This is a genomic window from Streptomyces sp. NPDC058864 (assembly GCF_042742985.1).
GTDB lineage: Bacteria > Actinomycetota > Actinomycetes > Streptomycetales > Streptomycetaceae > Actinacidiphila.
Window position 1 is genome coordinate 104307 of the sequence record NZ_JBHYMQ010000001.1, and the last position, 19773, is coordinate 124079.

General features: G+C 73.1%; 24 protein-coding genes. 13 read left to right on the forward strand and 11 right to left on the reverse strand.

The window, feature by feature from the left end:
* Nucleotides 1–122 precede the first annotated feature (122 nt).
* From trpS to ACFW3D_RS00480, 4 genes are all read left to right on the forward strand, one after another.
* A complete protein-coding gene (gene trpS / locus ACFW3D_RS00465; protein ID WP_089224382.1) occupies nucleotides 123–1136 on the forward strand; it encodes a tryptophan--tRNA ligase in 1014 nt (337 codons plus the stop codon).
* A 170-nt stretch (nucleotides 1137–1306) separates the two neighbouring features.
* Nucleotides 1307–1909 (forward strand): 2'-5' RNA ligase family protein, encoded by a 603-nt coding sequence (locus tag ACFW3D_RS00470; protein WP_500499670.1) that lies wholly within the window; start codon nucleotides 1307–1309, stop codon nucleotides 1907–1909.
* A gap of 46 nt (nucleotides 1910–1955) precedes the next feature.
* Nucleotides 1956–3356 carry a pyridoxal phosphate-dependent decarboxylase family protein gene (locus ACFW3D_RS00475; protein WP_500499673.1) on the forward strand — a complete coding sequence of 467 codons (1401 nt, stop codon included), beginning with the start codon at nucleotides 1956–1958 and terminating at the stop codon, nucleotides 3354–3356.
* Nucleotides 3357–3389: 33 nt separating this feature from the next.
* The gene (locus ACFW3D_RS00480) at nucleotides 3390–4340 is read left to right on the forward strand and encodes a YihY/virulence factor BrkB family protein (RefSeq protein ID WP_500499676.1); all 951 of its coding nucleotides are present in this window, start codon (nucleotides 3390–3392) and stop codon (nucleotides 4338–4340) included.
* A 22-nt stretch (nucleotides 4341–4362) separates the two neighbouring features.
* Here ACFW3D_RS00480 and ACFW3D_RS00485 read toward each other — a convergent pair whose 3' ends face one another.
* Together ACFW3D_RS00485 and ACFW3D_RS00490 are read right to left on the reverse strand one after the other, a co-directional pair.
* A complete protein-coding gene (locus ACFW3D_RS00485) occupies nucleotides 4363–4935 on the reverse strand; it encodes a 3'-5' exonuclease (protein WP_500499679.1) in 573 nt (190 codons plus the stop codon).
* Complete coding sequence (locus ACFW3D_RS00490) at nucleotides 4911–5393, reverse strand: ATP-binding protein (RefSeq protein ID WP_500499682.1); 483 nt, start codon at nucleotides 5391–5393, stop codon at nucleotides 4911–4913. The genes ACFW3D_RS00485 and ACFW3D_RS00490 overlap by 25 nt, the downstream gene beginning before the upstream one ends.
* Nucleotides 5394–5463: 70 nt before the next feature.
* Between ACFW3D_RS00490 and ACFW3D_RS00495 the strand changes: the two genes are divergently transcribed.
* Both ACFW3D_RS00495 and ACFW3D_RS00500 read left to right on the forward strand, forming a co-directional pair.
* The gene (locus ACFW3D_RS00495; RefSeq protein ID WP_500499685.1) at nucleotides 5464–6273 is read left to right on the forward strand and encodes a helix-turn-helix domain-containing protein; all 810 of its coding nucleotides are present in this window, start codon (nucleotides 5464–5466) and stop codon (nucleotides 6271–6273) included.
* Entirely contained in the window at nucleotides 6270–6473 is a 204-nt protein-coding gene (locus ACFW3D_RS00500; RefSeq protein ID WP_500499687.1) for a DUF397 domain-containing protein, read from the forward strand. The genes ACFW3D_RS00495 and ACFW3D_RS00500 overlap by 4 nt, the downstream gene beginning before the upstream one ends.
* On the opposite strand, the gene ACFW3D_RS00505 is transcribed toward ACFW3D_RS00500, so the two are convergent.
* The 3 genes from ACFW3D_RS00505 to ACFW3D_RS00515 form a co-directional block, all read right to left on the reverse strand.
* On the reverse strand, nucleotides 6442–6828 hold the full coding sequence (locus ACFW3D_RS00505; protein WP_500499689.1) for a DoxX family protein: 387 nt from the start codon (nucleotides 6826–6828) through the stop codon (nucleotides 6442–6444). The two genes, ACFW3D_RS00500 and ACFW3D_RS00505, sit on opposite strands and share 32 nt — an antisense overlap.
* Nucleotides 6829–6894: 66 nt before the next feature.
* The gene (locus tag ACFW3D_RS00510) at nucleotides 6895–7113 is read right to left on the reverse strand and encodes a hypothetical protein (protein WP_500499691.1); all 219 of its coding nucleotides are present in this window, start codon (nucleotides 7111–7113) and stop codon (nucleotides 6895–6897) included.
* Nucleotides 7114–7382: 269 nt separating this feature from the next.
* The gene (locus ACFW3D_RS00515; RefSeq protein WP_500500142.1) at nucleotides 7383–8867 is read right to left on the reverse strand and encodes a D-alanyl-D-alanine carboxypeptidase family protein; all 1485 of its coding nucleotides are present in this window, start codon (nucleotides 8865–8867) and stop codon (nucleotides 7383–7385) included.
* A gap of 224 nt (nucleotides 8868–9091) precedes the next feature.
* Here ACFW3D_RS00515 and ACFW3D_RS00520 point away from each other — a divergent pair, with 224 nt between their 5' ends.
* The 3 genes from ACFW3D_RS00520 to ACFW3D_RS00530 all read left to right on the forward strand — a co-directional run bounded on the left by ACFW3D_RS00520 (nucleotide 9092) and on the right by ACFW3D_RS00530 (nucleotide 11173).
* Nucleotides 9092–9340: an SCO4848 family membrane protein gene (locus ACFW3D_RS00520; protein WP_500499694.1), complete on the forward strand. Its 249-nt coding sequence runs from the start codon at nucleotides 9092–9094 to the stop codon at nucleotides 9338–9340.
* Nucleotides 9337–10620 carry a metallophosphoesterase gene (locus tag ACFW3D_RS00525; RefSeq protein ID WP_500499696.1) on the forward strand — a complete coding sequence of 428 codons (1284 nt, stop codon included), beginning with the start codon at nucleotides 9337–9339 and terminating at the stop codon, nucleotides 10618–10620. The genes ACFW3D_RS00520 and ACFW3D_RS00525 overlap by 4 nt, the downstream gene beginning before the upstream one ends.
* Nucleotides 10621–10768: 148 nt before the next feature.
* Nucleotides 10769–11173: an ATP-binding protein gene (locus ACFW3D_RS00530; protein WP_500500144.1), complete on the forward strand. Its 405-nt coding sequence runs from the start codon at nucleotides 10769–10771 to the stop codon at nucleotides 11171–11173.
* Between the two features lie 41 nt (nucleotides 11174–11214).
* On the opposite strand, the gene ACFW3D_RS00535 is transcribed toward ACFW3D_RS00530, so the two are convergent.
* The 4 genes from ACFW3D_RS00535 to ACFW3D_RS00550 form a co-directional block, all read right to left on the reverse strand.
* Nucleotides 11215–11934 (reverse strand): TetR/AcrR family transcriptional regulator, encoded by a 720-nt coding sequence (locus ACFW3D_RS00535; protein WP_500499698.1) that lies wholly within the window; start codon nucleotides 11932–11934, stop codon nucleotides 11215–11217.
* Between the two features lie 10 nt (nucleotides 11935–11944).
* On the reverse strand, nucleotides 11945–12502 hold the full coding sequence (locus ACFW3D_RS00540) for a thiol-disulfide oxidoreductase DCC family protein (protein WP_500499700.1): 558 nt from the start codon (nucleotides 12500–12502) through the stop codon (nucleotides 11945–11947).
* Nucleotides 12503–12507: 5 nt separating this feature from the next.
* Nucleotides 12508–12918 carry a hypothetical protein gene (locus ACFW3D_RS00545; protein WP_500499703.1) on the reverse strand — a complete coding sequence of 137 codons (411 nt, stop codon included), beginning with the start codon at nucleotides 12916–12918 and terminating at the stop codon, nucleotides 12508–12510.
* A gap of 134 nt (nucleotides 12919–13052) precedes the next feature.
* A complete protein-coding gene (locus ACFW3D_RS00550; protein WP_500499705.1) occupies nucleotides 13053–14315 on the reverse strand; it encodes an MFS transporter in 1263 nt (420 codons plus the stop codon).
* A 67-nt stretch (nucleotides 14316–14382) separates the two neighbouring features.
* Between ACFW3D_RS00550 and ACFW3D_RS00555 the strand changes: the two genes are divergently transcribed.
* Nucleotides 14383–14910, forward strand: a complete 528-nt coding sequence (locus tag ACFW3D_RS00555; RefSeq protein WP_500499707.1) for a MarR family winged helix-turn-helix transcriptional regulator — start codon at nucleotides 14383–14385, stop codon at nucleotides 14908–14910.
* Between the two features lie 143 nt (nucleotides 14911–15053).
* On the forward strand, nucleotides 15054–15497 hold the full coding sequence (locus tag ACFW3D_RS00560) for a DUF4234 domain-containing protein (protein WP_500499709.1): 444 nt from the start codon (nucleotides 15054–15056) through the stop codon (nucleotides 15495–15497).
* A 29-nt stretch (nucleotides 15498–15526) separates the two neighbouring features.
* On the opposite strand, the gene ACFW3D_RS00565 is transcribed toward ACFW3D_RS00560, so the two are convergent.
* Both ACFW3D_RS00565 and ACFW3D_RS00570 read right to left on the reverse strand, forming a co-directional pair.
* Complete coding sequence (locus tag ACFW3D_RS00565) at nucleotides 15527–15934, reverse strand: hypothetical protein (RefSeq protein ID WP_500499710.1); 408 nt, start codon at nucleotides 15932–15934, stop codon at nucleotides 15527–15529.
* A 66-nt stretch (nucleotides 15935–16000) separates the two neighbouring features.
* On the reverse strand, nucleotides 16001–17182 hold the full coding sequence (locus ACFW3D_RS00570) for a D-alanyl-D-alanine carboxypeptidase family protein (RefSeq protein WP_500499711.1): 1182 nt from the start codon (nucleotides 17180–17182) through the stop codon (nucleotides 16001–16003).
* A gap of 186 nt (nucleotides 17183–17368) precedes the next feature.
* On the opposite strand from ACFW3D_RS00570, the gene ACFW3D_RS00575 reads away from it, so the two are divergent.
* Nucleotides 17369–18712 (forward strand): DUF4132 domain-containing protein, encoded by a 1344-nt coding sequence (locus ACFW3D_RS00575; protein ID WP_500500146.1) that lies wholly within the window; start codon nucleotides 17369–17371, stop codon nucleotides 18710–18712.
* Nucleotides 18709–19704: a hypothetical protein gene (locus tag ACFW3D_RS00580; protein ID WP_500499712.1), complete on the forward strand. Its 996-nt coding sequence runs from the start codon at nucleotides 18709–18711 to the stop codon at nucleotides 19702–19704. The genes ACFW3D_RS00575 and ACFW3D_RS00580 overlap by 4 nt, the downstream gene beginning before the upstream one ends.
* The last annotated feature ends 69 nt before the right edge of the window (nucleotides 19705–19773 follow it).

Consider the following 19773-nt stretch of genomic DNA (forward strand, 5'->3'; position numbering starts at 1 on the left):
GGACCCCCTCCCGTCGCCGGCGCCGCCCCCGTGCGGCCCCCGTCACCCCTTCTACACCGCTGCCCGCCCCCGGGTTCCCACCGCGGCCATGGAATCCGCGCGGACCTGAGAGAATGAGTGCCATGGCTCTCGATCGTCCCCGTGTGCTCTCCGGCATCCAGCCCACCGCAGGCTCGTTCCACCTGGGCAACTACCTGGGCGCGGTCCGCCAGTGGGTGGCCCTGCAGGAGTCCCACGACGCCTTCTACATGGTCGTCGACCTCCACGCGATCACCGTGCCGCAGGACCCGGCCGAGCTGCGCGCCAACACCCGGCTCGCCGCCGCCCAGCTCCTCGCCGCGGGGCTCGACCCGGAGCGCTGCACCCTGTTCGTCCAGAGCCACGTCCCCGAACACGCGCAGCTCGGCTGGGTGTTCAACTGCCTCACCGGCTTCGGCGAGGCGTCCCGCATGACGCAGTTCAAGGACAAGTCCGCCAAGCAGGGCGCCGACCGGGCCACTGTCGGCCTGTTCACGTACCCGATCCTGCAGGTCGCGGACATCCTGCTGTACCAGGCGAACGCCGTCCCCGTCGGCGAGGACCAGCGCCAGCACATCGAGCTCACCCGCGACCTCGCGGAGCGCTTCAACGGGCGCTTCGGCGACACCTTCACCGTCCCGGACGCCTACATCGTCAAGGAGACGGCGAAGATCTACGACCTGCAGGAACCGCTGTCGAAGATGAGCAAGTCGGCGGCGTCCCCGAAGGGCCTGATCAACCTCCTGGACGAGCCCAAGGCCTCCGCGAAGAAGATCAAGAGCGCGGTCACCGACACCGACACCGTGATCCGCTACGACGAGCAGGAGAAGCCGGGCGTCAGCAACCTGCTGACCATCTACTCCACCCTCACCGGCACCGGAATCCCGGAACTCGAGCAGAAGTACGAGGGCAAGGGCTACGGTGCGCTCAAGACCGACCTCGCGGAGGTCTTCGTGGAATGGGTCACGCCGTTCCGCGAGCGCACCCAGGAGTACCTGGGCGACCCGGAGACGCTGGACTCGGTCCTCGCCAAGGGTGCCGAGAAGGCCCGGTCCGTCGCCGCGGAGACCCTGGCGAAGGCGTACGAGAGGATCGGCTTCCTGCCCGCCAAGCACTGACGGCCCTTCCCGCCCCGGGACGCCCGGGAAAGAGGGGCCTTAGGTCCCGCGCAGGTGTGACGGACGACGCTCGCGCGGGAGGCCGCGCGCGCGTCACACTGGCTCTGACGGAGTTGTGTCGTACGGCGTGCGTACGATGCCGCGAACCGACCCGGGGAAGGGGTGAACGCGTGGGAAACCGCATGATCGGCGTGTCGATCGCGGTCCCCGAGCCTTACGGCAGCCTGCTGCAGCAGCGCCGTGCGGGCTACGGAGACCCTCTGGCGTACTGCATCCCCACCCACGTCACGCTGCTCCCGCCGACCGAGGTGGACGCGGCGCTGCTCCCGGCCTTCCGGGAGCACCTCGCCGAGGTCGCCGCCTCCGGCCGCGGCTTCCCCATGCGGCTGGAGGGCACGGCCAGCTTCCGGCCGGTCACCCCGGTCGTCTACGTCGACCTCGTCCAGGGCGGCCCCGACTGCGCCGAGCTGCAGGAGCGGGTCCGCTCCGGCCCGGTCCGCCGCGAGCTCCAGTTCCCGTACCACCCGCACGTCACCATCGGCCACGGCATCCCCGACGAGGCGCTGGACCGCGCCGAGACGGAGCTCGCCGACTTCGCCGCCGCCTGGACCGTCAGCTGCTTCTCGCTCTACGAGCAGGACGACGAGGGCGTCTGGCGCAGTGTGCGGGACTATCCCTTCGGCGGCGGTGCCGGGCATCCCCTCGTGCCGCACCAGCCCGGTGCGTGCGAGCCGCTCAGCCCGGCTCCCGCGGGAGGCCCGCCGCACGTGTGAGCACGCCGGGCGGGGCCGCGCACGACGGCCCGCCTACGCTGCCGCCATGCACCCCACACTCGCGGCGGACCGCGCACACCTCCCCGAACTCCTCCAGGCCGTACGGGACCTGGCCGCCCGTGAGCTGGCGGCCGTCGACGACCGCCCGGCCGCCCGCCCCGGGCCCGCACCCGAGCCGCAGCCCCTGCCCGTCACCGGGACCGGTGCCGACGGCGCGCTCGCGCTCTTCGAACGGCGCTGGGCACCCGGTTTCTCGGGCAGCGCCGGACCGCGCTACCTGGGCTTCGTCACCGGGGGAGCGACCCCCGCCGCCGTCGCGGGGGACTGGCTCACCAGCACCTACGACCAGAACGTCTCGGCGGGCGGCGACTCGTCCGCCGCCGCCCTGGAACGCGAGACCGTCGGCTGGCTCCGCGCGATGTTCGGCCTCGGCGCGGAGCACAGCGGTGCCTTCGTCACCGGCGCGACGGTCTCCAACACCGTGGGCCTGGCCGTGGCGCGCGAGTGGCTCGGCGAGCGGCGGGGGCTGTCCGTCTCCCGCGACGGACTGGCCGCGCTCGGCCCGGTGACGGTGCTCTCCGGCACCCCGCATTCCAGCGTCGACAAGGCCCTGTCCGTCCTCGGGCTCGGCCGGTCGTCCCTGACCTCCGTGCCGGTGCTGCCCGGTGGCCGCGAGGCGGTGGACGTCGACCGCCTCGACGCGGCGCTGACGGCTCTGGAGGGCCGCCCGGCCGTCGTGGTCGCGAACGCCGGCACCGTCAACACCGTCGACTTCGACGACCTGCGTGCGATCGCCGCCCTGAAGGAGCGTCACGACTTCTGGCTCCACGTCGACGCCGCGTTCGGCGGCTTCGCCGCGCTGTCACCCGCGTACGCGCACCTCACCGAGGGCATCGACGCCGCCGACTCCGTCTGCGTCGACCTCCACAAGTGGCTGAACGTGCCCTACGACGCCGCCGTGCAGTTCACCCGCCGTCAGGACCTCCAGGTCCGGGTCTTCCACAACGCCTCGCCCTACCTGGGCCTGCCCGCCCTCCCCGATCCCGACTTCCTCCACCTCACCCCCGAGAACTCCCGACGGCTGCGCGCCCTCGCCGCGTGGTTCTCCCTCACCGCCTACGGCGTCGAGGGCCACCGCGAGGTCGTCGAGCGCAACGCCGCCTGCGCCCGGCGCCTCGGCGAGCGCATCGAAGCCGACCCGCGCCTGCGGCTCCTGGCTCCCGTCCGGCTCAACGTCGTCTGCTTCACCCTGGCCGGCGACCCCACGGCCGAGCGCGTGGGCGCGTTCGTCCGCGCCGTCGCCGCCTCCGGCGAGGCCTTCCTCACCCCGACGGTCCTCCACGGAGTGCCCGCGGTGCGCGCCGCGTTCAGCAACTGGCGTACATCCGAGGCCGACACGGACCGTGTCCTGGACGCGATCACCGCCGCGACGGCGACCGCCACCTAGAGTGCACGTCGTGACGGAGGGCAGGCGCGCGGTATGGAATGGCTGACTCGGCTCCCAGTGATCGGACCGTGGATCGCGCGGCTCATGCGCACCCACGCCTGGCGCACGTACGAGCACCTGGAGAGCGTGCACTGGACGCGGCTGGCCGCCGCCATCACCTTCGTCAGCTTCGTCGCGCTCTTCCCGCTGCTGACGGTCGGCGCCGCCGTCGGCGCGGCCCTGCTGTCCCCCGGTCAGCTCAAGGAACTCGAGGGCAAGCTGGCCGAGCAGGTGCCGGGCATCGCCGACCAGCTCAACATCGGCGGGCTCGTCGACAACGCGGGCACGGTGGGCACCATCGCCGCCGTCCTGCTGGTCCTGACCGGCGTCAGCTGGGTCGGCGCCCTGCGCGACTGCCTCAGGGCGATCTGGCACAAGGACGACGAGTCCGAGAACCCGTTCCTCCAGAAGCTCAAGGACTTCGGCGTCCTGGTCGGCCTGGGCGCCGTCGCGCTGTTCTCCGTCGCCTGCTCGGCCCTCGCCGGGACGGCCGTCGGCCGTCTCGGCGACGCCATCGGCCTCGACGAACACGGACCGGGGCGGGCCCTGTTGTCGGTGGCGGGCTTCTGCATCGCCGTCCTCGTCGACCTGCTGATCCTCGCCTACCTGCTCACCCTGCTGCCGGGCGTCACACCGAACCGCCGCGACGTCCTCGTGGCGAGCCTCATCGGCGCGATCGGCTTCGAGGTGCTGAAGCTGCTCATCAGCGGATACCTGCAGAGCGTGGCCACCAAGAGCATGTACGGCGCCTTCGGGGTGCCCATCGCGCTGCTGCTCTGGATCAACTTCACGGCCAAGCTCCTGCTGTACTGCGCGGCCTGGACGGCCACCCCGCACAGCGCGCAACAGGCCGCCGCCCGCGAGGACCAGCCGGGCGGGCCGGGCGAGCCGGCCGAGCCCGAGCGCGGACGGCCCGCCCGGCCCGAGCAACCCGGGACCGCCTGACAGCCGGGCAGGGCCCCGGCGGTCAGTAGGCCGGCATCGCCGGCCAGGCACCCCGCCGGGCCAGGTCGACGACGAGGGCGGCGACGTTCCACGCGTCGTCCTCGCCGCGGTGGTGGCGGCCTTCCAGGGGCAGCCCGACGAGCCGCAGCGCCTCCGCCATGCCGGCGCGCTTGGTGAGGCGGTGGGCCTGGGTGAAGAGCGTCTTGACGTTGGTGTGCCGGCTGCCGAAGGGGTACGTCGTGTCGGTGGCCCGGCACTGGCGGTTGAACTGGTGGCGGTCGTAGTCGCCCCAGCTCGCCCACGGACGCGATCCCGCCCGGTGCTCGACCGCGAGCAGCTTGCAGGCGTCCGCGAAGTCCAGCCCCGAGTCCACCTCGGCCTGCGTCAGACCGGTCAGTTGGGTGCAGAAGGGACTCACGGAGGAGCGCGCGGGCCGTACGAGCACGCGTTGGCGGGCGACGCGTTCGCCCGCGACGAGGTCGACGACGGTCAGCCCGATCTCGATGATCTCGCTCACCGAGCCCTGCGGCGGTTCGCCGTCCCAGCACGTCGCCTCGACGTCGATGACGTTCAGGAGTCCCAGGTCACTGTCCATGGCGCGAACCCTACGTCGAGATCCGGCCACTGGTCACTACTGTTTACGCACGGTTTTGTCACTCTGAGTTCGAACCAGACCGTTTTACCGATGCCGTACGGCCGAGGTTGAACGTTCCAGGCGTCGGCGAGCATCTCCACGAGCGCCAGCCCGCGCCCCGACTCGTCCGTGGCCGAGGCCTGCCGCGGTACGGGCGGGTCGTCGCAGGCGTCGCAGACCTCCACCCGCAGGATCCCCGGGACGAGGACGGCCCGAGCGGCGATGCTCCGGTCCGGCGGGACCCGCGCGTGGCGGACGGCGTTGCCCATCAGCTCGCTGAGCAGCAGGACCGCGGTGTCCGTCGCCTCGGCGGGCAGGCCCCACGCGACGGCCTGTTCGCGCAGCCGGGCCCGCGCCCGGCCGACGCTGCGCGGGTGGCGCGAAAACCACCACTCGGCAGGGGGAGTTGTCTCGTTCATGGCTCAAAAGTGCAGGTCGCGGCGTACGGTCGGGAGGAGCGGCGCGAGTACGGAGGGTGGTTGTACCCGAGTGGCGAGTGACGTGTCCCCGCCCCCGATGGCGTGGCGGTACTGCGGCAACCAGGTCAAGCTCTGGCGCGAGCACGCCGGCGTCACGCGCGAGCAGCTGGCCGACGAGGCGGGGTACGGCTACGAGACCGTCAAGTCGATGGAGCAGGGGCGCCGCCGCCCGACGCAGCGGCTTCTCCAGGTGGCCGACGGGCTCTGCGGGGCGCGGGGCAAGCTGACGGCGGCGGAGGCGTTCCTGGCCCCGGAGAAGTACCCGACCTACGCCCGGGAGTACATGCGGTACGAGGCCGAGGCGATCGCCGTCAACTGGTACGAGAGCCAGTACATCCCGGGGCTTCTCCAGAGCGAGCCCTACGTGCGCACGTTGCTCGCGTCCCATTGGCCACCGCTCGACGAGGAGACGCTCGAAGGACGCGTGGCGGCGCGGCTGGAACGCCAGTTGATGTTGGACAACCGGACCCGCTCGTTCAGCTTCGTGGTGGAGGAGTCGGCGCTGCGCTCCTTCTCGGACAGCGACGCGCACCGGGAGCAGCTGCGGACGCTGCTGGTGCGGGGGCGGGCCCGGAACATCACCATCCAGGTCATGCCCGCGGACCGGGGCCTGCACCCCGGGCTGCACGGCCCGTTCGTGTTGCTGGAGACCGCCGAACACCAGCACCTCGTCTACGAGGAGGGGCAGACCACGGGAATCCTCTATGCGGACCCGGCCCGGGTCAGTATCGTCATGCGGCGCCACGACATGATCACCCGCCAGGCCCTCGGCCCCGAGGAGTCCGCGCGGTTCATCGAAGACTTGGCGGGGAGGCCATGACCGAAGGACACGTGTGGTTCACGTCCAGCCACAGCAATTCCGAGGGCGGCGCGTGCGTCGAGGTCGCGTTCGGCCCGGGCGCGGTCCTGGTGCGCGATTCCAAGGACCGGGCCGGGGCCCGGCTGACGTTCACCGCGGCGGCGTGGGTGGACTTCGTGGCGTACGCCGTCACGCGCGGCGCAGCCGACGCCAGGAGATGACGCCCATCAGCGCCGCGATGACGATCGGCGTGGCCGTGTTCTCGCCGTCGAAGCAGACGACCTGGAAGGTGCACGCGCCCGCCATCAGGCCGATGAAGGCCACCGCCGCGATCCCGGCCAGGCGCGGGACGAGAAGAGCGACGGCGCCGGCGAGTTCGAGCGCGCCGATGAGGTACATGAACCAGGCGCCGTAGCCGATGACGTCGAAGCTCTCGACGGCCGAGGGATGGGCGACGAGTTTCGGCATGGCGCTGGCGATCGCGAAGAAGAGGGCGAGCAGGATCTGCAGCGCCCACACGGCGGTGTCGGCGCGGCTGCGGTCGCGGGACGGGGTGGTCGTGGCGGTGGCGGTCATCGTGGTTTCCTCCGGTGTCAGGGTGTACGCGGAGGTGGACCGGCGGGCCGCCCGGAAGTCATCGGCTCAGCGCAGGAAATGCGCGGCGGTGAACCATGCTGCGGCCAGCAGCAGCACGGTGATCAGGATGTAGCCCACGAGGTAGACCCCGGCGAGCACCGCCGCAGGGGCGGCGATGATCCAGCCGGCGCGTCCGGCCGGGGTCTTGGCCCGGAAGGCCGAGCGGAGACAGTAGGCGACCGCGACGAGGCCCAGGACGAGCCCGATGACCGACAACATGCCCATGGAGTGCTCCCTTCCCGTACCGGTACGTGCTTCCTGGGTACTTGGTCGGGGTGCCCGCGCGGCAGGGGGCGGTCGCAGCGGGGTGGGCGCACGAGCCGCACGTGCGCCGTCGAGCGCCCCCCTGGCCGGGGGCATGTGCGCTTGGCACGACACGGCCGCGGCCGGGCCGCAGGACCGACGGGAACGATCTTGAGGCTGGGGCCGGCCCCGTGGGACCCGCCGCCGCCGGCGGAACGGGGCGAGCCGGATCAGGCCACGCCCCGCGGTGGTCAGACCGGACGGTCCGCCGTGGCTTCGGCCTTCTGCCCGGTGCCTTCCTCCGCCTCGGACTTCTTCTCCGCCGTATCCTCAGCCGCGTCCTTCGCCGTGGTCTCCTTCACCCCGGCTTCGCCCTCCGGCTTCGCGGCGCCGGCCTTCTCGTCGTCCGGCTTCCCCCCTTCGGCCTTCCCCCCTTCGGCCTTCACCGCGTCCGCCTCCACGGGCTTCGCGGCCGCGTCGTCGCCGGGTCCGGCCGGGGCGGGGATGGCGGCCTTCGCCGTCCGCTGCGGAAGCGGCCAGCGGCGCCGTACGAGGTAGGCCAGGGCGGCGACGACCAGGACGGAGCCGCCGGCGAGCGCGAGGGCCGTCCAGGCCCCGCCGCCGCCACCGGAGGCGGCGGGCGCGGCGGCCTGACGCGGGGTCTCCTTGCGGGGGGAGGCGGAGGATGAGGGAGAAGCCGACGGGACGGCGGACTTCGGCGGTACCAGGGTGCCGACGGGGGTGACCATGCCGTCCGCCTTGAACCCCCAGTCGAGCAGCTTCGCCGCCTCCTTGTAGGCCATGTTGTGGCCCGCGCCGGGGTGCATCACGGTCACCAGCAGCGTGCGGTCGCCGCGCTGCGCGACACCGGTGAAGGTGTTGCCCGCCTTGCTGGTGTAACCGTTCTTCACGCCCGCGATGCCCTGGTAGGTCGGGAGGTCGTAGTCACCGGAGAGCAGCCGGTTGGTGTTCCGTATCTCGAAGGTCTTGCGGGTCTTCGTGGCCTTCTTGCCCTTCTTCGCCTTGGTCGTCTTCCACTCGCCGGGGAACTTGGCGCGCACGGTGGAGCAGTACTCGCGGAAGTCCGCGTTCTGCAGGCCGGAGCGGGCGAAGAGCGTCAGGTCGTACGCCGAGGAGACCTGGCCGGGCATGTCGTAGCCGTCCGGGGAGATCACGGTGGTGTCGTCCGCCTGCAGGTCCGCGGCCTTGCGCTGCATCTCCAGCACGGTCGCGTCCACGCCGCCGTTCATGGACGACAGGACGTGCACGGCGTCGTTCCCGGATTGGAGGAAGACCCCGAGCCACAGGTCGTGGACGGTGTAGGTGAGGTTCTCCTTGATGCCCACGAGGCTGCTGCCCGCGCCGACCCCGTCGAGGTCGGAGGGGAGCACCTTGTGGGTCTGCGTCTTGTCCAGCTTGGGCAGCACCGTGTCCGCGAACAGCATCTTGAGCGTGCTGGCGGGGGGCAGCTTCCAGTGCGCGTTGTGGGCGGCCAGCACCTGCCCGGTCTCGGCGTCGGAGACGATCCACGACCGTGAGGTGAGCTTCTCGGGCAGGGCGGGAGCGCCGGTCAGCGGGCTGACCTGGGTGCCGGGCTGTCCCAGCCGATCCCCGCCGACCTTCGACATCTGCGCGGGCGGCGTCGGTGTCGCGGACGGGGAGGGGGTCTTCGCGTGCGCGACGGGCGCGGTGGTCAGGGCCGTGCCGCCGACGAGTGCGAGGGCGGACAGCACCATGGCGGAACGGCGCGCGGCGCGGGGGGAGGAGTTCGGCACGATGCGAAGTTACAGGCCGTCCGGGACCTGCGGCAGGCACGGGGGGCCGATCGGGCCGTGACCGATCCCACGTGCCGGATGTGCAACCGGCCGGTGCCCAGCGGCGTCTTGGGCGGCGGCCCGCGCCGAGGGCGGCGGGGCGACCCCGACGGAGGGGTCCGCGCGGCCGCCCCCATACTGGTCGCATGAAGCTCAGCCGCCCCGTGTCCTGGTTCCTGACCGCCTTCGGGGTGTGGAGCTGGATCGTATGGACGACGTTCGTCAAGAACCTGTGGAAGGACGCCAGCGGGCTCGCCTTCGAGGGCGGTGACCACGGCTCGCCCACCGCGTACTTCTGGGTGCACCTGACGCTGGCCGTCACCTCGCTCGTGCTCGGCACCGCGATCGGCGTCATCGGCGTCCGCGGTCTGAGAGCGCTGCGGGCGGCCCGGTGATCATCGTCGTGGTCGCCGTCGTCGCGGCCGTCCTGGCCCTCTTCGCCGGGGTGCACTACTACCTGTGGCGCCGGCTGGTCCGCGACGTGTCCGTCCCGGGCGGCTGGTGGCGGCGGACGGGGACGGTCCTGGCGGTCGTCCTGCCGCTGCTGAGCCTGGGCGCACTGACCGGCGGCCGGGCGCTGCCGCTGGCGACCGAGCGGTGGCTGGCCTGGCCGGGGTACCTGTGGCTGGCGGTGCTGCTCTACCTGACGCTGGCGGTGCTGGCCGGCGAGGTCGTACGGCCGCTGCTGCGGGGCGCGTTGGAGCGCAGGGAGCGTTCCCGGGGCGTGCGCGCCGCCGGGTCGGCCGCGGAGTCGGCAAGGACCGAGGAGGCCGCGGAGACCGTCGAGACCGCCGAGTCCGCGGAGCCTGGGGCGTCGTCGGGGCCGCGGCCGGAGCCCACGTCCGACGGCGTGCCGAGGCGGCTGTTCGTGGCCCGTACGGTCGGTGCCGCGGCGGCCGTCGCCGCCGGGGTGACGGTCGGTCAGGGCACGTACGGCGTGCTGCGCGGCCCGCGCCTGAAGCACGTCACCGTGCCGCTCGCCAAGCTTCCCGCGAGCGCGGACGGCTACCGGATCGCCGTGGTGAGCGACATCCACCTCGGCCCGATCCTCGGCAGGGCGCACACCCAGCGGATCGTGGACACGATCAACGGGGCCCGCCCGGACCTCGTCACCATCGTCGGCGACCTGGTGGACGGCTCGGTGCCGGAACTGGGCGCCGCCGCCGAGCCGCTGGCACGGCTCCGGGCGCGGGACGGAAGCTACTTCGTCACCGGCAACCACGAGTACTTCTCCGGGGCGGCGCCCTGGATCGACTTCGTGCGCGACCTGGGCGTCCACCCGCTGGAGAACGCCCGCACCGAACTCGCCGGCTTCGACCTGGCCGGGGTCAACGACATCAGCGGCGCGGACCACGACCACGCCCCCGACTACACGAAGGCGCTCGGCGACCGGGACGCCTCGCGGGCGGTCGTGCTCCTCGCCCACCAGCCGGTGATGATCCACGAAGCCGTCCGGCACCACGTCGACCTGCAGTTGTCCGGGCACACCCACGGCGGGCAGCTGTGGCCCGGCAACTACATCGCGGAACTGGCCAACCCTACGGTGGCCGGTCTGGAAACGTACGGCGACACCCAGTTGTACGTGACCCGTGGCGCGGGGGCCTGGGGTCCGCCGGTCCGGGTGGGCGCGCCCTCGGACATCACGATCGTGACCCTCGCCTCACCTGACGCCTGAATGCCACGCGCCGGAATGCCACGCGCCTGAATTTGGCCGGAAACCGCTCACCGATTGCGAACAATCTGACACGGAGCGCATTCCCCGCGTCGAAACTGGTAAGGGATGGCGCAACGGAAGGGGGGCGTTCGCTCATGGGGAGAGTGACCTGGTGAGGCGCAGTGCGTTCCGGCTGCCCCGGCACCCGACCTCGGTGGGGCTGGCCCGGCACCGGGTGCGGGACCACCTCGAAGGCTGGGAGCAGGAGGGCGAGACCGTCGAGTCGGTCGTCCTGGTCGTGTCGGAGCTGGCGACCAACGCCGTGCGGCACAGTCCGCTCCTGGAGCGGGAGTTCGAGGTGGCGGTGACCGTCCACTCGGACGGCTCGTGCATCGTGGAGGTCTCCGACGGCGGCGACCGGTCCCGCCCCGTGCCGCGCGACGCGGGGGACGGCGACGAGTCGGGGCGCGGTCTGCGGCTGGTGCAGGCGCTCTCGGACACCTGGGGGGTCCGGGAGCGAGGCCGGTACGGCAAGACGGTCTGGGCGGTGCTCGCCGAGCCCGCCCTGGGCTGACGGGGCACGCGCCCCCGCGGTTCGCGCGGGGGCGGGCCGGTTCAGCGCCGGAAGAGGAACTCCGTGAACAGCTCGCGGATCTCGCGCACGATCGGCCGCAGCAGCCGGTAGCGGGAGAGCCGCAGGATCCGGGCGCCGAGCGGCGCGGTGCGCGCGACCAGCCGGCGGGTGCGCTCGGTGTCGGGGGAGTGGTCGAAGACCCAGTAGACGACGATGCCCATCTGGTACATCCACATCAGCTCGGGCAGCACCTCGGCGAGTTCCGCGTCGACCTTGATGTCGGAGCCGGCGAGCACTCGTTCGTGGATGGAGATGGCGGCGTCGCGGGCCGGGTGCGACTCGGGGGAGAAGGGGCTGAGCGGGCTCGCCGGGTCGGCGGCGTTCTTGAAGAACTGCGCGGCGAACTGGTGGTAGGGGCGGGCCACGTCGATCCAGGCGGTCATCACGGTGAGCAGCCGTGCCGCCAGGTCCCGGTCCCCGTTGCCGTCCAGGACGCCCTGGACCGCCGCCTCGTGCTCGGCGGCGAGGCGGTCGTAGAAGCCCTGGACGAGGTGTTCCTTCCCCTCGAAGTAGTAATAGGCGTTGCCGACCGAGACCCCGGCCTCCTTGGCGATGGCGCGCATCGTCGTCTTGTCGTAGCCCCGTTCCTCGAACAGCCGCATGGCGGTCTCGAGGATCAGGGCGCGCGTCTGCTCGCTCTTCGGGGGCCGGGGTGTCCCGGAGGTCGTGCCGGGGGCCGTGCCGGCGGGTGCTTCTTCCACGTCCGTGAGCCTAACCGGGCGGGGCGCAGCCGTCCGCGCAGGCGTCCGGGGCGGCGCCCGGGGCGTCCGGCACGACGTCCGGGGCGGTGTACGTCCAGCCGCCCTCGGGGTGGTACGACCAGCCCTCGCCGCTCGTGTACATCCGGCCGCCCCAGCCCGTCGCGGCGGCCCCGCGGCCCCACTGCGCCTCGCGGTAGCGGGCGGCGGCGAGCACGGCGGCCCGGGCGACGGGCGCTCCGGCTCGGGTGCCGAGACGGTGCGCCAGCGGCCGGTACTCGGCCAGGGCCCACAGGCAGACCAGCCAGGCGGCGTCGTCCCGGTAGACCTGCCCCGAGTCCCCGACGACGGTGATCTCGCGCAGGGTCGCGGTGTGGTCGAGCTCCGGGAAGCGGCGCCGTGCCTCGTCGGAGCCGACCGGGACGAGGTCCAGCGGCACGATCTGCCGCTGGCGCTCCAGCCAGCGGCGGACGAACGAGCAGAGCGAGCAGTCCGGGTCGTACAGCACGGTCAGCAGGCGGACCGGCACCGGGGCCGCCGGAGCGGCCCCGATCGCAGGGGTGCGGTCCATCGTCGTCACGCCCCGGGCCGCGCGGGGGTGGTCCAGCCCTGCGGGCGGACGGGCGGGACCGTCTCGCGGTCCATGACGCCCCGGCGGCGGATCTTGTTGAGGACGTAGACGTTGCCCAGGTGCAGCACCCCGAGCACGAGCAGGACGACACCGAGCTTGACCGACAGCGCCTCGAAGAGCTCGCGGGCGTTGCGGACCGGGTCGGCGTTCTTCAGGTACAGCGCGACGAAGCCCAGGTTCACGAGGTAGAAGCCGACCACCAGGAGGTGGTTGACGGCGTCGGCCAGCTTCTCGTTGCCGTGGAGCACGTCTTCGAGGAAGACCTTGCCGGCCCGGCTGAGGGTCCGGGCCACCCACACCGTCAGCGCGACGCTGATGAGCAGGTAGATGACGTATGCGACGACCGTGAGGTCCATGGGTCCCACCCTTTTCGAACGTGTTCAAAACCCGTTGCCGATGACTCTAGACCTGTTTTTGAACATGTTCAAGCGTGAAGTGCGGTGGCTTGCAAGGGCCGTGGGAGCGGTGCGCCGCACGCCGCCGCGCGGCGTCAGCCCTTCGTGGCCGGATCGGTGATCGGGTCGGTGGCCGGGGCGGGTCCGGTGGGCTCCGCACGGACCGCGCCGACCGCCCGCACCCCCGGCACCGCCGCCGTCGCCAGGCAGGCGGCCGCCACCAGCGCCGCCGACACGGCCAGCGGGACCGCCGGACCCCACAGGCCCTGGGCGAGCGGTGCCAGTGCGTAGCCCGCCGGCACCGCGGCGAGCGACAGCAGCCAGTCGTACGAGGTCACCCGGGCCAGCGCCTGCGCGGGCACCTGCTGCTGGACCACCGTCTCCCAGACCGGGGTGAGGTACCCGAGCGCGGTCAGCGCCAACCCGTACGCCACGATGAGCAGCGGGGCCGGGGCGGCGAGCGCCAGCAGGACCAGCGGCAGCGCGTACGTCGCCAGGCCCAGGTTGGCGACCAGCACCGGGCGGCGCGGCCGGGCCCGTGCGGCCAGCAGCGAACCGAGCACGAGGCCGATCGCCCCGGCCTCCAGCACCCAGAACCAGACGCCCTCGCCGCCGAGCCGGTGGATCGCGACGGCCGGGCCGAGGGTGGTCAGGACCGCGGCCGCGCCGTTCCACGCGGCGTGCGCGACCAGGCTCGACCAGTACCAGTCGCGCGAACGGACCTCGCTCCAGCCCTCCTTGAGGTCGGCGAGCATCGACGCACGCGGCAGCGGTGTCCGTTCGAACCGCAGCAGCGCCAGCAGTGCGGCGCTCACCGCGAAGGAGGCGCCGTCCAGCACGAAGGCCGTACCGGGACCGGCGGCCCAGATCAGTCCCGCAGCGAGCGCCGGGCCGGACAGCCGGGTCACGCTGTTCGCGACCCCCAGCAGGGAGTTGGCCCGCTGCCGCGCCGCCCCGTCGGTCACGGTACCGGCGACCAGCGGCGACTGGGTCGGCATCGAGAAGGCGGAGGCGGCACCGCCCACCGCCTCGGCGAGCGCGATGGGGGCCAGCGACGGGTCGCCGCCCAGCAGTTCGAGTCCGACGAAGAGCTGGGCGGCGCAGCGTACGAGGTCGGTGGCGAGCGCCACGCGCCGGGCGTCGAAGCGGTCCGCGACCACCCCGCCGAGCGGGAGCAGCAGCAGCTTCGGCACCATCGCGCAGGCCAGGACGAGGGCGAGGGCCGAGACGTCGCCGGTCGCCCGGGTGACGGCGATGACCAGTGCGGCGGGTACGACCCCGTCGCCGAGCAGGGAGAGCGTGCGCCCGGCGAACAGCAGCCGGAAGCCGCGGAGCCGGAGGGGATGTGTGGGCGTCATGGCACCGCAATGTATTTCGGTACCGAATCATTCGCCAGCGAAATATATCGAGCCGTAGTATTCGGCCATGGAAGCCGATGCCGACGCCGACACCGGGGACGCCGCGGTGGAACGGGACTGGACCGACGGGCACGTGGAGCGCTGGCTGCCCCTGCTGCCGGACCTCGACCCGGACATCGAGGGTGCCGTCACCCGCATGAAGCTCGTGACCAGCCACCTGCGCAAGGTCCGCGAGCAGTCACTGGTCGACTTCGGCCTGCAGCGGCACGAGTTCGACACCCTGCACGCCCTCGCCGGGCGCGGCGGCCGCGCCGCCCCGTCCGAACTCGCCGCGGACCTCGACCTGGCCCCCGCCTCCGTCACCGGCCGCCTCGACGCGCTGGAGGCCCGCGGCCACGTCCGGCGCACCCACTCCACCGCCGACCGCCGCCGCATCGACGTCGAACTGACCGGCGCCGGCCGCGCCATCTGGCTCGGCGCCATGGACGTCCTCGGCCACGAGGAGTACCGGCTGCTGGGAACCCTCGACGCCGACGAACGCCGGTACCTCTCCGACCTGCTGCGACGCGTCATGGTGGTGGCCGAGGGCGGTTGAACACAGGATCCGGGAAGATCCGACATCCTGTGCGAAATTTGTGAGCGTTCCCCGCTGACAGGCCGCCGAACCGCCGAGTAGCTTTACCTTCTCTTCGGCACGCAACCGCTCCGTCACTGCCGAAGGCACGACCTGGGGGCAGCATGTTCAACGAGGACCGCTACCGGACCCTGCCTCACCCGCGGGGGCCCTTCCCGGGCTTCCCCGTCTCCGGGGGCGTGGGGCTCGCCACGCCGTCCGGCGACATGCGCCGCCCCGAGGCCGTCTGGCTGCTGGGGCCGCTGACCTTCGGCATGTACTGGCTCGTCTGGTACTACCGGGCCAACAAGGAACTGCGGGAGTTCGACCCCGGCATCAAGGTCCGCCCCGCCCTCGCGGTGCTCGCCGTCAGCCTCGGCGCGCTGCTGCTCGTGCCCGCCGTCGTCTCCCTCTACAACACCGGCTGCCGCATCGCCCGCGCCCAGCGCCGCGCGGGCCTCCACGACACGGTCTCCGGCCTCAAGGGACTGCTGCTGGCGCCCGCGTTCGGGCTGACCTCCTTCTACTACCAGGAGCAGCTCAACCAGGTCTGGGTCGCCCGGAACTGACGGCCCGGCCCCCTCCGGCCGGGCGCGGGTCATCGTCCGCGCCGGAACAGCCCGGCGATCGGGCCTGGTTCTCCGGACGAAGACGAGGACCGTGTCCACGGCTCCTCGGGCACTTCCTCGGACACGTGGACCGCTTCCGCGACGGACACCCGGAAGTGGGCACGCCAGTCCCCGAGGCGCAGTTCGACCAGCCACGCGTCCTCGTCGAGGCGGAACACCGTGCGGCCCGGGGTGCCGTTGCCTCGGAGGGGGCGTTGCTCCGGTACATGCGAGCGGGCGACGTCCAGAGCCCGCTCCCGGGCCTTCTCCTTGCCCGGTTCGCAGTTCTCGACGGAGGCGAGCCTCCAGCGCCGGAAGTAGTCGCCGTCCTGGGAGCTGAAGGACTGGTACACGGTGACGTCCTCTTCGACGAGGACGTACCAATGGGACGGGCTCATGACGGCGATCCCATCACGGGCGACCACGCACCGGGAAGGCACCCGGCAGGCGCGCGGCGCATCTCGTCAGCGGGCGCGGCTCGAGCCGCTCCCGCGCCCGCGCCGCCGCGCGTCCGCGCGGGCCGCCGCCCGCTGCGGCAGCGGGCGGCGCCTGATCGCCAGGATGAACGCCGCGACGGCCGCCACCAGGACGGTCTCCGCGGCCGGGCCGACCCACGACGACCCCTTCGACCCGTCGGCCGCCGCCGCGGGCCGCGGGCCGGGTCCGTCGCCGGGCGGCCCGCCGGCCATCGCGCGCGCCTGGCTGAGCGTCGGCACCAGTTCCCCGACCGGCTCCACGCGGCCCACCGCGTCGAAGCCCCAGTCCAGCAGGTCGGCCGCCTCCCGGTACACCTCGTCGTACCCCGACTCCGGGTGCATCACGGTCACCAGCAGCGTCCGCCCGTCGCGCTCCGCCGCGCCGGTGAAGGTGTTCCCGGCGTTGGTGGTGTAGCCGTTCTTCACCCCGATCATGCCGTCGTAGTCGCCGAGCAGCCGGTTGGTGTTCTGGATCTCGAAGGTCTCGCCCTTCTCCGCGGGGAAGCGCGCGATCTGCGTCCGGCAGTAGTGCCGGAAGTCCGGATTCCGCAGCCCCGCCCGTGCGAAGAGCGTCAGGTCGTACGCCGAGGACAGCTGACCTGGTGTGTCGTAGCCGTCCGGGCTCACCACGTACGTGTCGTTCGCCTGGAGCTCCCGGGCCCGTGCCCGCATGTCCCGGACCGTCTTCTCCACGCCGCCGTTCATCGAGCACAGCACGTGCACCGCGTCGTTCCCCGACCGCAGGAACACCCCCAGCCACAACTGCTCGACCGTGTAGGTGATCCCCGCCTCGATCCCGACCAGACTGCTCCCGGCTCCCATGTCCGCCAGGTCCGCGTGCGTCACCTGATGCCGCGCCCGCCGCTCGAAGCGAGGCAGCAGCGTGTCCGCGAACAGCATCTTCAGCGTGCTCGCCGGCGGCAGCCGCCGGTGCGCGTTGTACGACGCCAGCACCTCACCGGAGTCGGCGTCCGCCACGATCCACGACAGGGAGTTCGTCTCCGGCAGCCTCGGCGCCCCCACGGCCACCTGCACGCCGTGCCGTCCCAGCCGCGCGCCCCCGACCACGGATCTGCCGGCCGCGACCGCCTTCCCGGCGGGAAGCAGCGCGGCGGCCACGCCGAGCCCGAGGACGGCACGTCGCGGCGGTGTGGGGGGTGTCGCGGCCATGGGGGGACGGTACAAGCTGCGACCCCCCGCGACCGAACCGGGGCCACCGCCGTGGACGCCGGTCGGCCCAGCGCCACGGGGGTGCTTGGGCCGAACGGGGGAAGCACGGGGCGTTGTCAGAGGGCGGTCCTACGCTCGGCGGGGACGGGGAACGTGGGGGTCGCCGCATGGGGGTGGACGGTGAGCATGGTCGTGTGGGGGGACGTCGGGGGGCCGGCCGTGCCCGGGTACGGGCTCGGGGAGGCGCAGCGGCTCGGCGGGGTCACGGCGGAGCTCGGGATCCGGGACGGACGGGCCGTACTGGGGTGGCGGAACGCGGCGGGCAAAGCCCTGAAGGGCGCCCCGGCCGTCGTACGGCGCGACCACGCGGGGGAGTTGACGCGGCTCAGGGCGACCGTCACGGACATCGACCGGACGCTGGCGGCCCAGGCCCGCCTGCTGGACCGGCGGTTCCCGGAGCGGCCCGACTGGCCGTGCGCCGTGTGGCGGGAGGCGCTTGCGGACCACCCGCTGCTCGGCACCCTCGCCCGGCGGCTGCTGTGGACGGTCGACGGGGTCGCCTGCGGCTGGACCGGGGGCGGCCTGCGCACCCTCGACGGCGCGCCGGTCCCGGTCGGCGGGGAGGGCGCCGTCGCACTGTGGCACCCGCTGGGGCGCGAGCGGGCGGAGATCACGGCCTGGCGGGAGTGGCTGGGGCGGCACGGCGTCACGCAGCCCTTCCGGCAGGCCCACCGCGAGGTGTACGGCCCCGCCGATGCCGCACGCCTCTTCGCCACCCCGCACGTCCTGAGGCAGCGCCCGTTCGCCGCCCTGGCCACCGCCCGCGGCTGGCACCACCGTCCCGGCCCGCCGGCCGGAGACGCGTTCCCGCCCGCCACGCGCGAACTCCCGCAGTGGGGGCTGCGCGCGGAGCTGCCGATCCATGGCGTCGACGGGGACGGCGACGGCGACGGCCCCGGCCCCGGCCACTGCGGGGGTCCTGCGCACATCGGCACGGACCAGGTGCGCTTCCTCCCGCTGGACGCCTCCGGAAGCCGGGCCGACCCGCTGCCGCTCGCCGACGTCCCGCCGCTCGTCCTCAGCGAAGTCCTGCGCGACGTCGACCTCTTCGTCGGAGCCGCCGGCATCGGCAACGACCCCACCTGGCAGGACGGCGGACCCGACGGCCGTTTCCGCGCCTACTGGGCGTCCTACGGCACCGGCGAGCTGACCCCCTGCGCCGAGACCCGGCGCGATGTGCTGTCCCGCCTCGTGCCGCGCCTGGCCATCGCCGGACGCTGCGCCGTCGAGGGCCGCTTCCTGCACGTCCGCGGCGACCGGCACACGTACCGGATCCACCTGGGCTCCGGCAACGTCCTGATGTCCCCGGACGACCGCCATCTGTGCGTCGTCCCGCCCGCGACCGCCGGCGTGGTCCCGGGGCCCCTGCCCTTCGAGGGCGACACCATGCTGCCGGTGATCCTCGCCAAGGCGCTGCTCCTCGCCCGCGACACGGAGATCACCGACCCGACGATCGTGAGCCGGCTGTGAAACGTGCACGGACCCCGCTGTGTTCGCCGTGGGAGGACGAGGGCCGGATCGACTTCATCGCCCGGCTCGCCATCGAGGGGGACCCGGCCGAGCCGGCCGGGCATCTGCTGTCGGCGGCCGACTGCGAGGGCTACGCAGCGGTGTCCCGGCTGCGGGCGATGCCCCGCGAACGACGCGTCGCCCTCGCGAGGCTGCTCGTCGGGCGTGCCGACGAGCCCGGTTCCACCCCCGACCGGTACGAACGGGTCATGGTGCTGCCGGCCGCGGTGTCCCGGGGCTTCGCGCACGACGCGTGGTGCGGCGTCTGGCACGACATGCTGGAGGGCATGGCCCGTCGGTCGTACTGGTTCACCTGCGACGACGAGATGCCCGTCGTCGCCGAGGCCCTGCTCGACGCGGGACGTCCGCTGTCGGCCGAGGTCGTGGGGATGATCCGCCGGTGCGCGCACCACGGCCTCGGCTGGGCGGAACTCCTGCTGGACCGCCTCCCCGAGCCGCCCCTCAACCCCGGTGAGCCCTGGTCCGACCGCGTCCTGGCCGAGCTGCCGGAACTCGGAGCCGCCTGGCGGCGGCTGATCCCGCATCTGCGTGCCGCGGGGCCGGATCCCGGCGCGCGCTGGGACCGGGCGGCCGCCGCGGTCCTGGACGGAATCGAACCCGGGACCGTTCGCCGCACCGCGACGCCCTGGCCGGCCCTCGCCACCCACGGCGGCAGTGCCGAGGCGGGCGGCCACGACCCCTGGAACCTCCCCGCCGTCCGGGGCCTGGCCTGGCTGCTGTCGTCCCCGTCCGTGCCCGTCCACCCGGAGACCGTCCGCGTCCTGGGCGCGCTCGTCGAACGGCCCCCGGTCAAGAGCGTCGTCGCCGGTGCCGGCGTACGCGCCCTGGCCCGGCTGGAGGACGGCGCCGGCCGGGACGAGCTGCGCAGGCTCGCGGGGTGCATCGGTCACACGGTCACCCGCAAGCAGATCCAGCGGGCGCTGACCCGGTGAACGCCCGAGGGCCCCGCACCCGGCGCGGACCGGGTGCGGGGCCCTCGGGAGAGCCTCGGTGGAGGGGGA

What these genes read in the sequence shown, in the direction of transcription:
- ACFW3D_RS00485 (WP_500499679.1), bottom strand. Translation starts at nt 4,935, where the DNA reads ATGGACAGTGACCTGGGACTCCTGAACGTCATCGACGTCGAGGCGACG.
- ACFW3D_RS00570 (WP_500499711.1), bottom strand. Translation starts at nt 17,182, where the DNA reads ATGGCCGCGACACCCCCCACACCGCCGCGACGTGCCGTCCTCGGGCTC.
- ACFW3D_RS00560 (WP_500499709.1), top strand. Translation starts at nt 15,054, where the DNA reads ATGTTCAACGAGGACCGCTACCGGACCCTGCCTCACCCGCGGGGGCCC.
- ACFW3D_RS00550 (WP_500499705.1), bottom strand. Translation starts at nt 14,315, where the DNA reads ATGACGCCCACACATCCCCTCCGGCTCCGCGGCTTCCGGCTGCTGTTC.
- ACFW3D_RS00540 (WP_500499700.1), bottom strand. Translation starts at nt 12,502, where the DNA reads ATGGACCGCACCCCTGCGATCGGGGCCGCTCCGGCGGCCCCGGTGCCG.
- ACFW3D_RS00505 (WP_500499689.1), bottom strand. Translation starts at nt 6,828, where the DNA reads ATGACCGCCACCGCCACGACCACCCCGTCCCGCGACCGCAGCCGCGCC.
- ACFW3D_RS00565 (WP_500499710.1), bottom strand. Translation starts at nt 15,934, where the DNA reads ATGAGCCCGTCCCATTGGTACGTCCTCGTCGAAGAGGACGTCACCGTG.
- ACFW3D_RS00555 (WP_500499707.1), top strand. Translation starts at nt 14,383, where the DNA reads ATGGAAGCCGATGCCGACGCCGACACCGGGGACGCCGCGGTGGAACGG.
- ACFW3D_RS00520 (WP_500499694.1), top strand. Translation starts at nt 9,092, where the DNA reads ATGAAGCTCAGCCGCCCCGTGTCCTGGTTCCTGACCGCCTTCGGGGTG.
- ACFW3D_RS00575 (WP_500500146.1), top strand. Translation starts at nt 17,369, where the DNA reads ATGGTCGTGTGGGGGGACGTCGGGGGGCCGGCCGTGCCCGGGTACGGG.
- ACFW3D_RS00515 (WP_500500142.1), bottom strand. Translation starts at nt 8,867, where the DNA reads ATGGTGCTGTCCGCCCTCGCACTCGTCGGCGGCACGGCCCTGACCACC.
- ACFW3D_RS00510 (WP_500499691.1), bottom strand. Translation starts at nt 7,113, where the DNA reads ATGGGCATGTTGTCGGTCATCGGGCTCGTCCTGGGCCTCGTCGCGGTC.
- trpS (WP_089224382.1), top strand. Translation starts at nt 123, where the DNA reads ATGGCTCTCGATCGTCCCCGTGTGCTCTCCGGCATCCAGCCCACCGCA.
- ACFW3D_RS00480 (WP_500499676.1), top strand. Translation starts at nt 3,390, where the DNA reads ATGGAATGGCTGACTCGGCTCCCAGTGATCGGACCGTGGATCGCGCGG.
- ACFW3D_RS00490 (WP_500499682.1), bottom strand. Translation starts at nt 5,393, where the DNA reads ATGAACGAGACAACTCCCCCTGCCGAGTGGTGGTTTTCGCGCCACCCG.
- ACFW3D_RS00545 (WP_500499703.1), bottom strand. Translation starts at nt 12,918, where the DNA reads ATGGACCTCACGGTCGTCGCATACGTCATCTACCTGCTCATCAGCGTC.
- ACFW3D_RS00500 (WP_500499687.1), top strand. Translation starts at nt 6,270, where the DNA reads ATGACCGAAGGACACGTGTGGTTCACGTCCAGCCACAGCAATTCCGAG.
- ACFW3D_RS00475 (WP_500499673.1), top strand. Translation starts at nt 1,956, where the DNA reads ATGCACCCCACACTCGCGGCGGACCGCGCACACCTCCCCGAACTCCTC.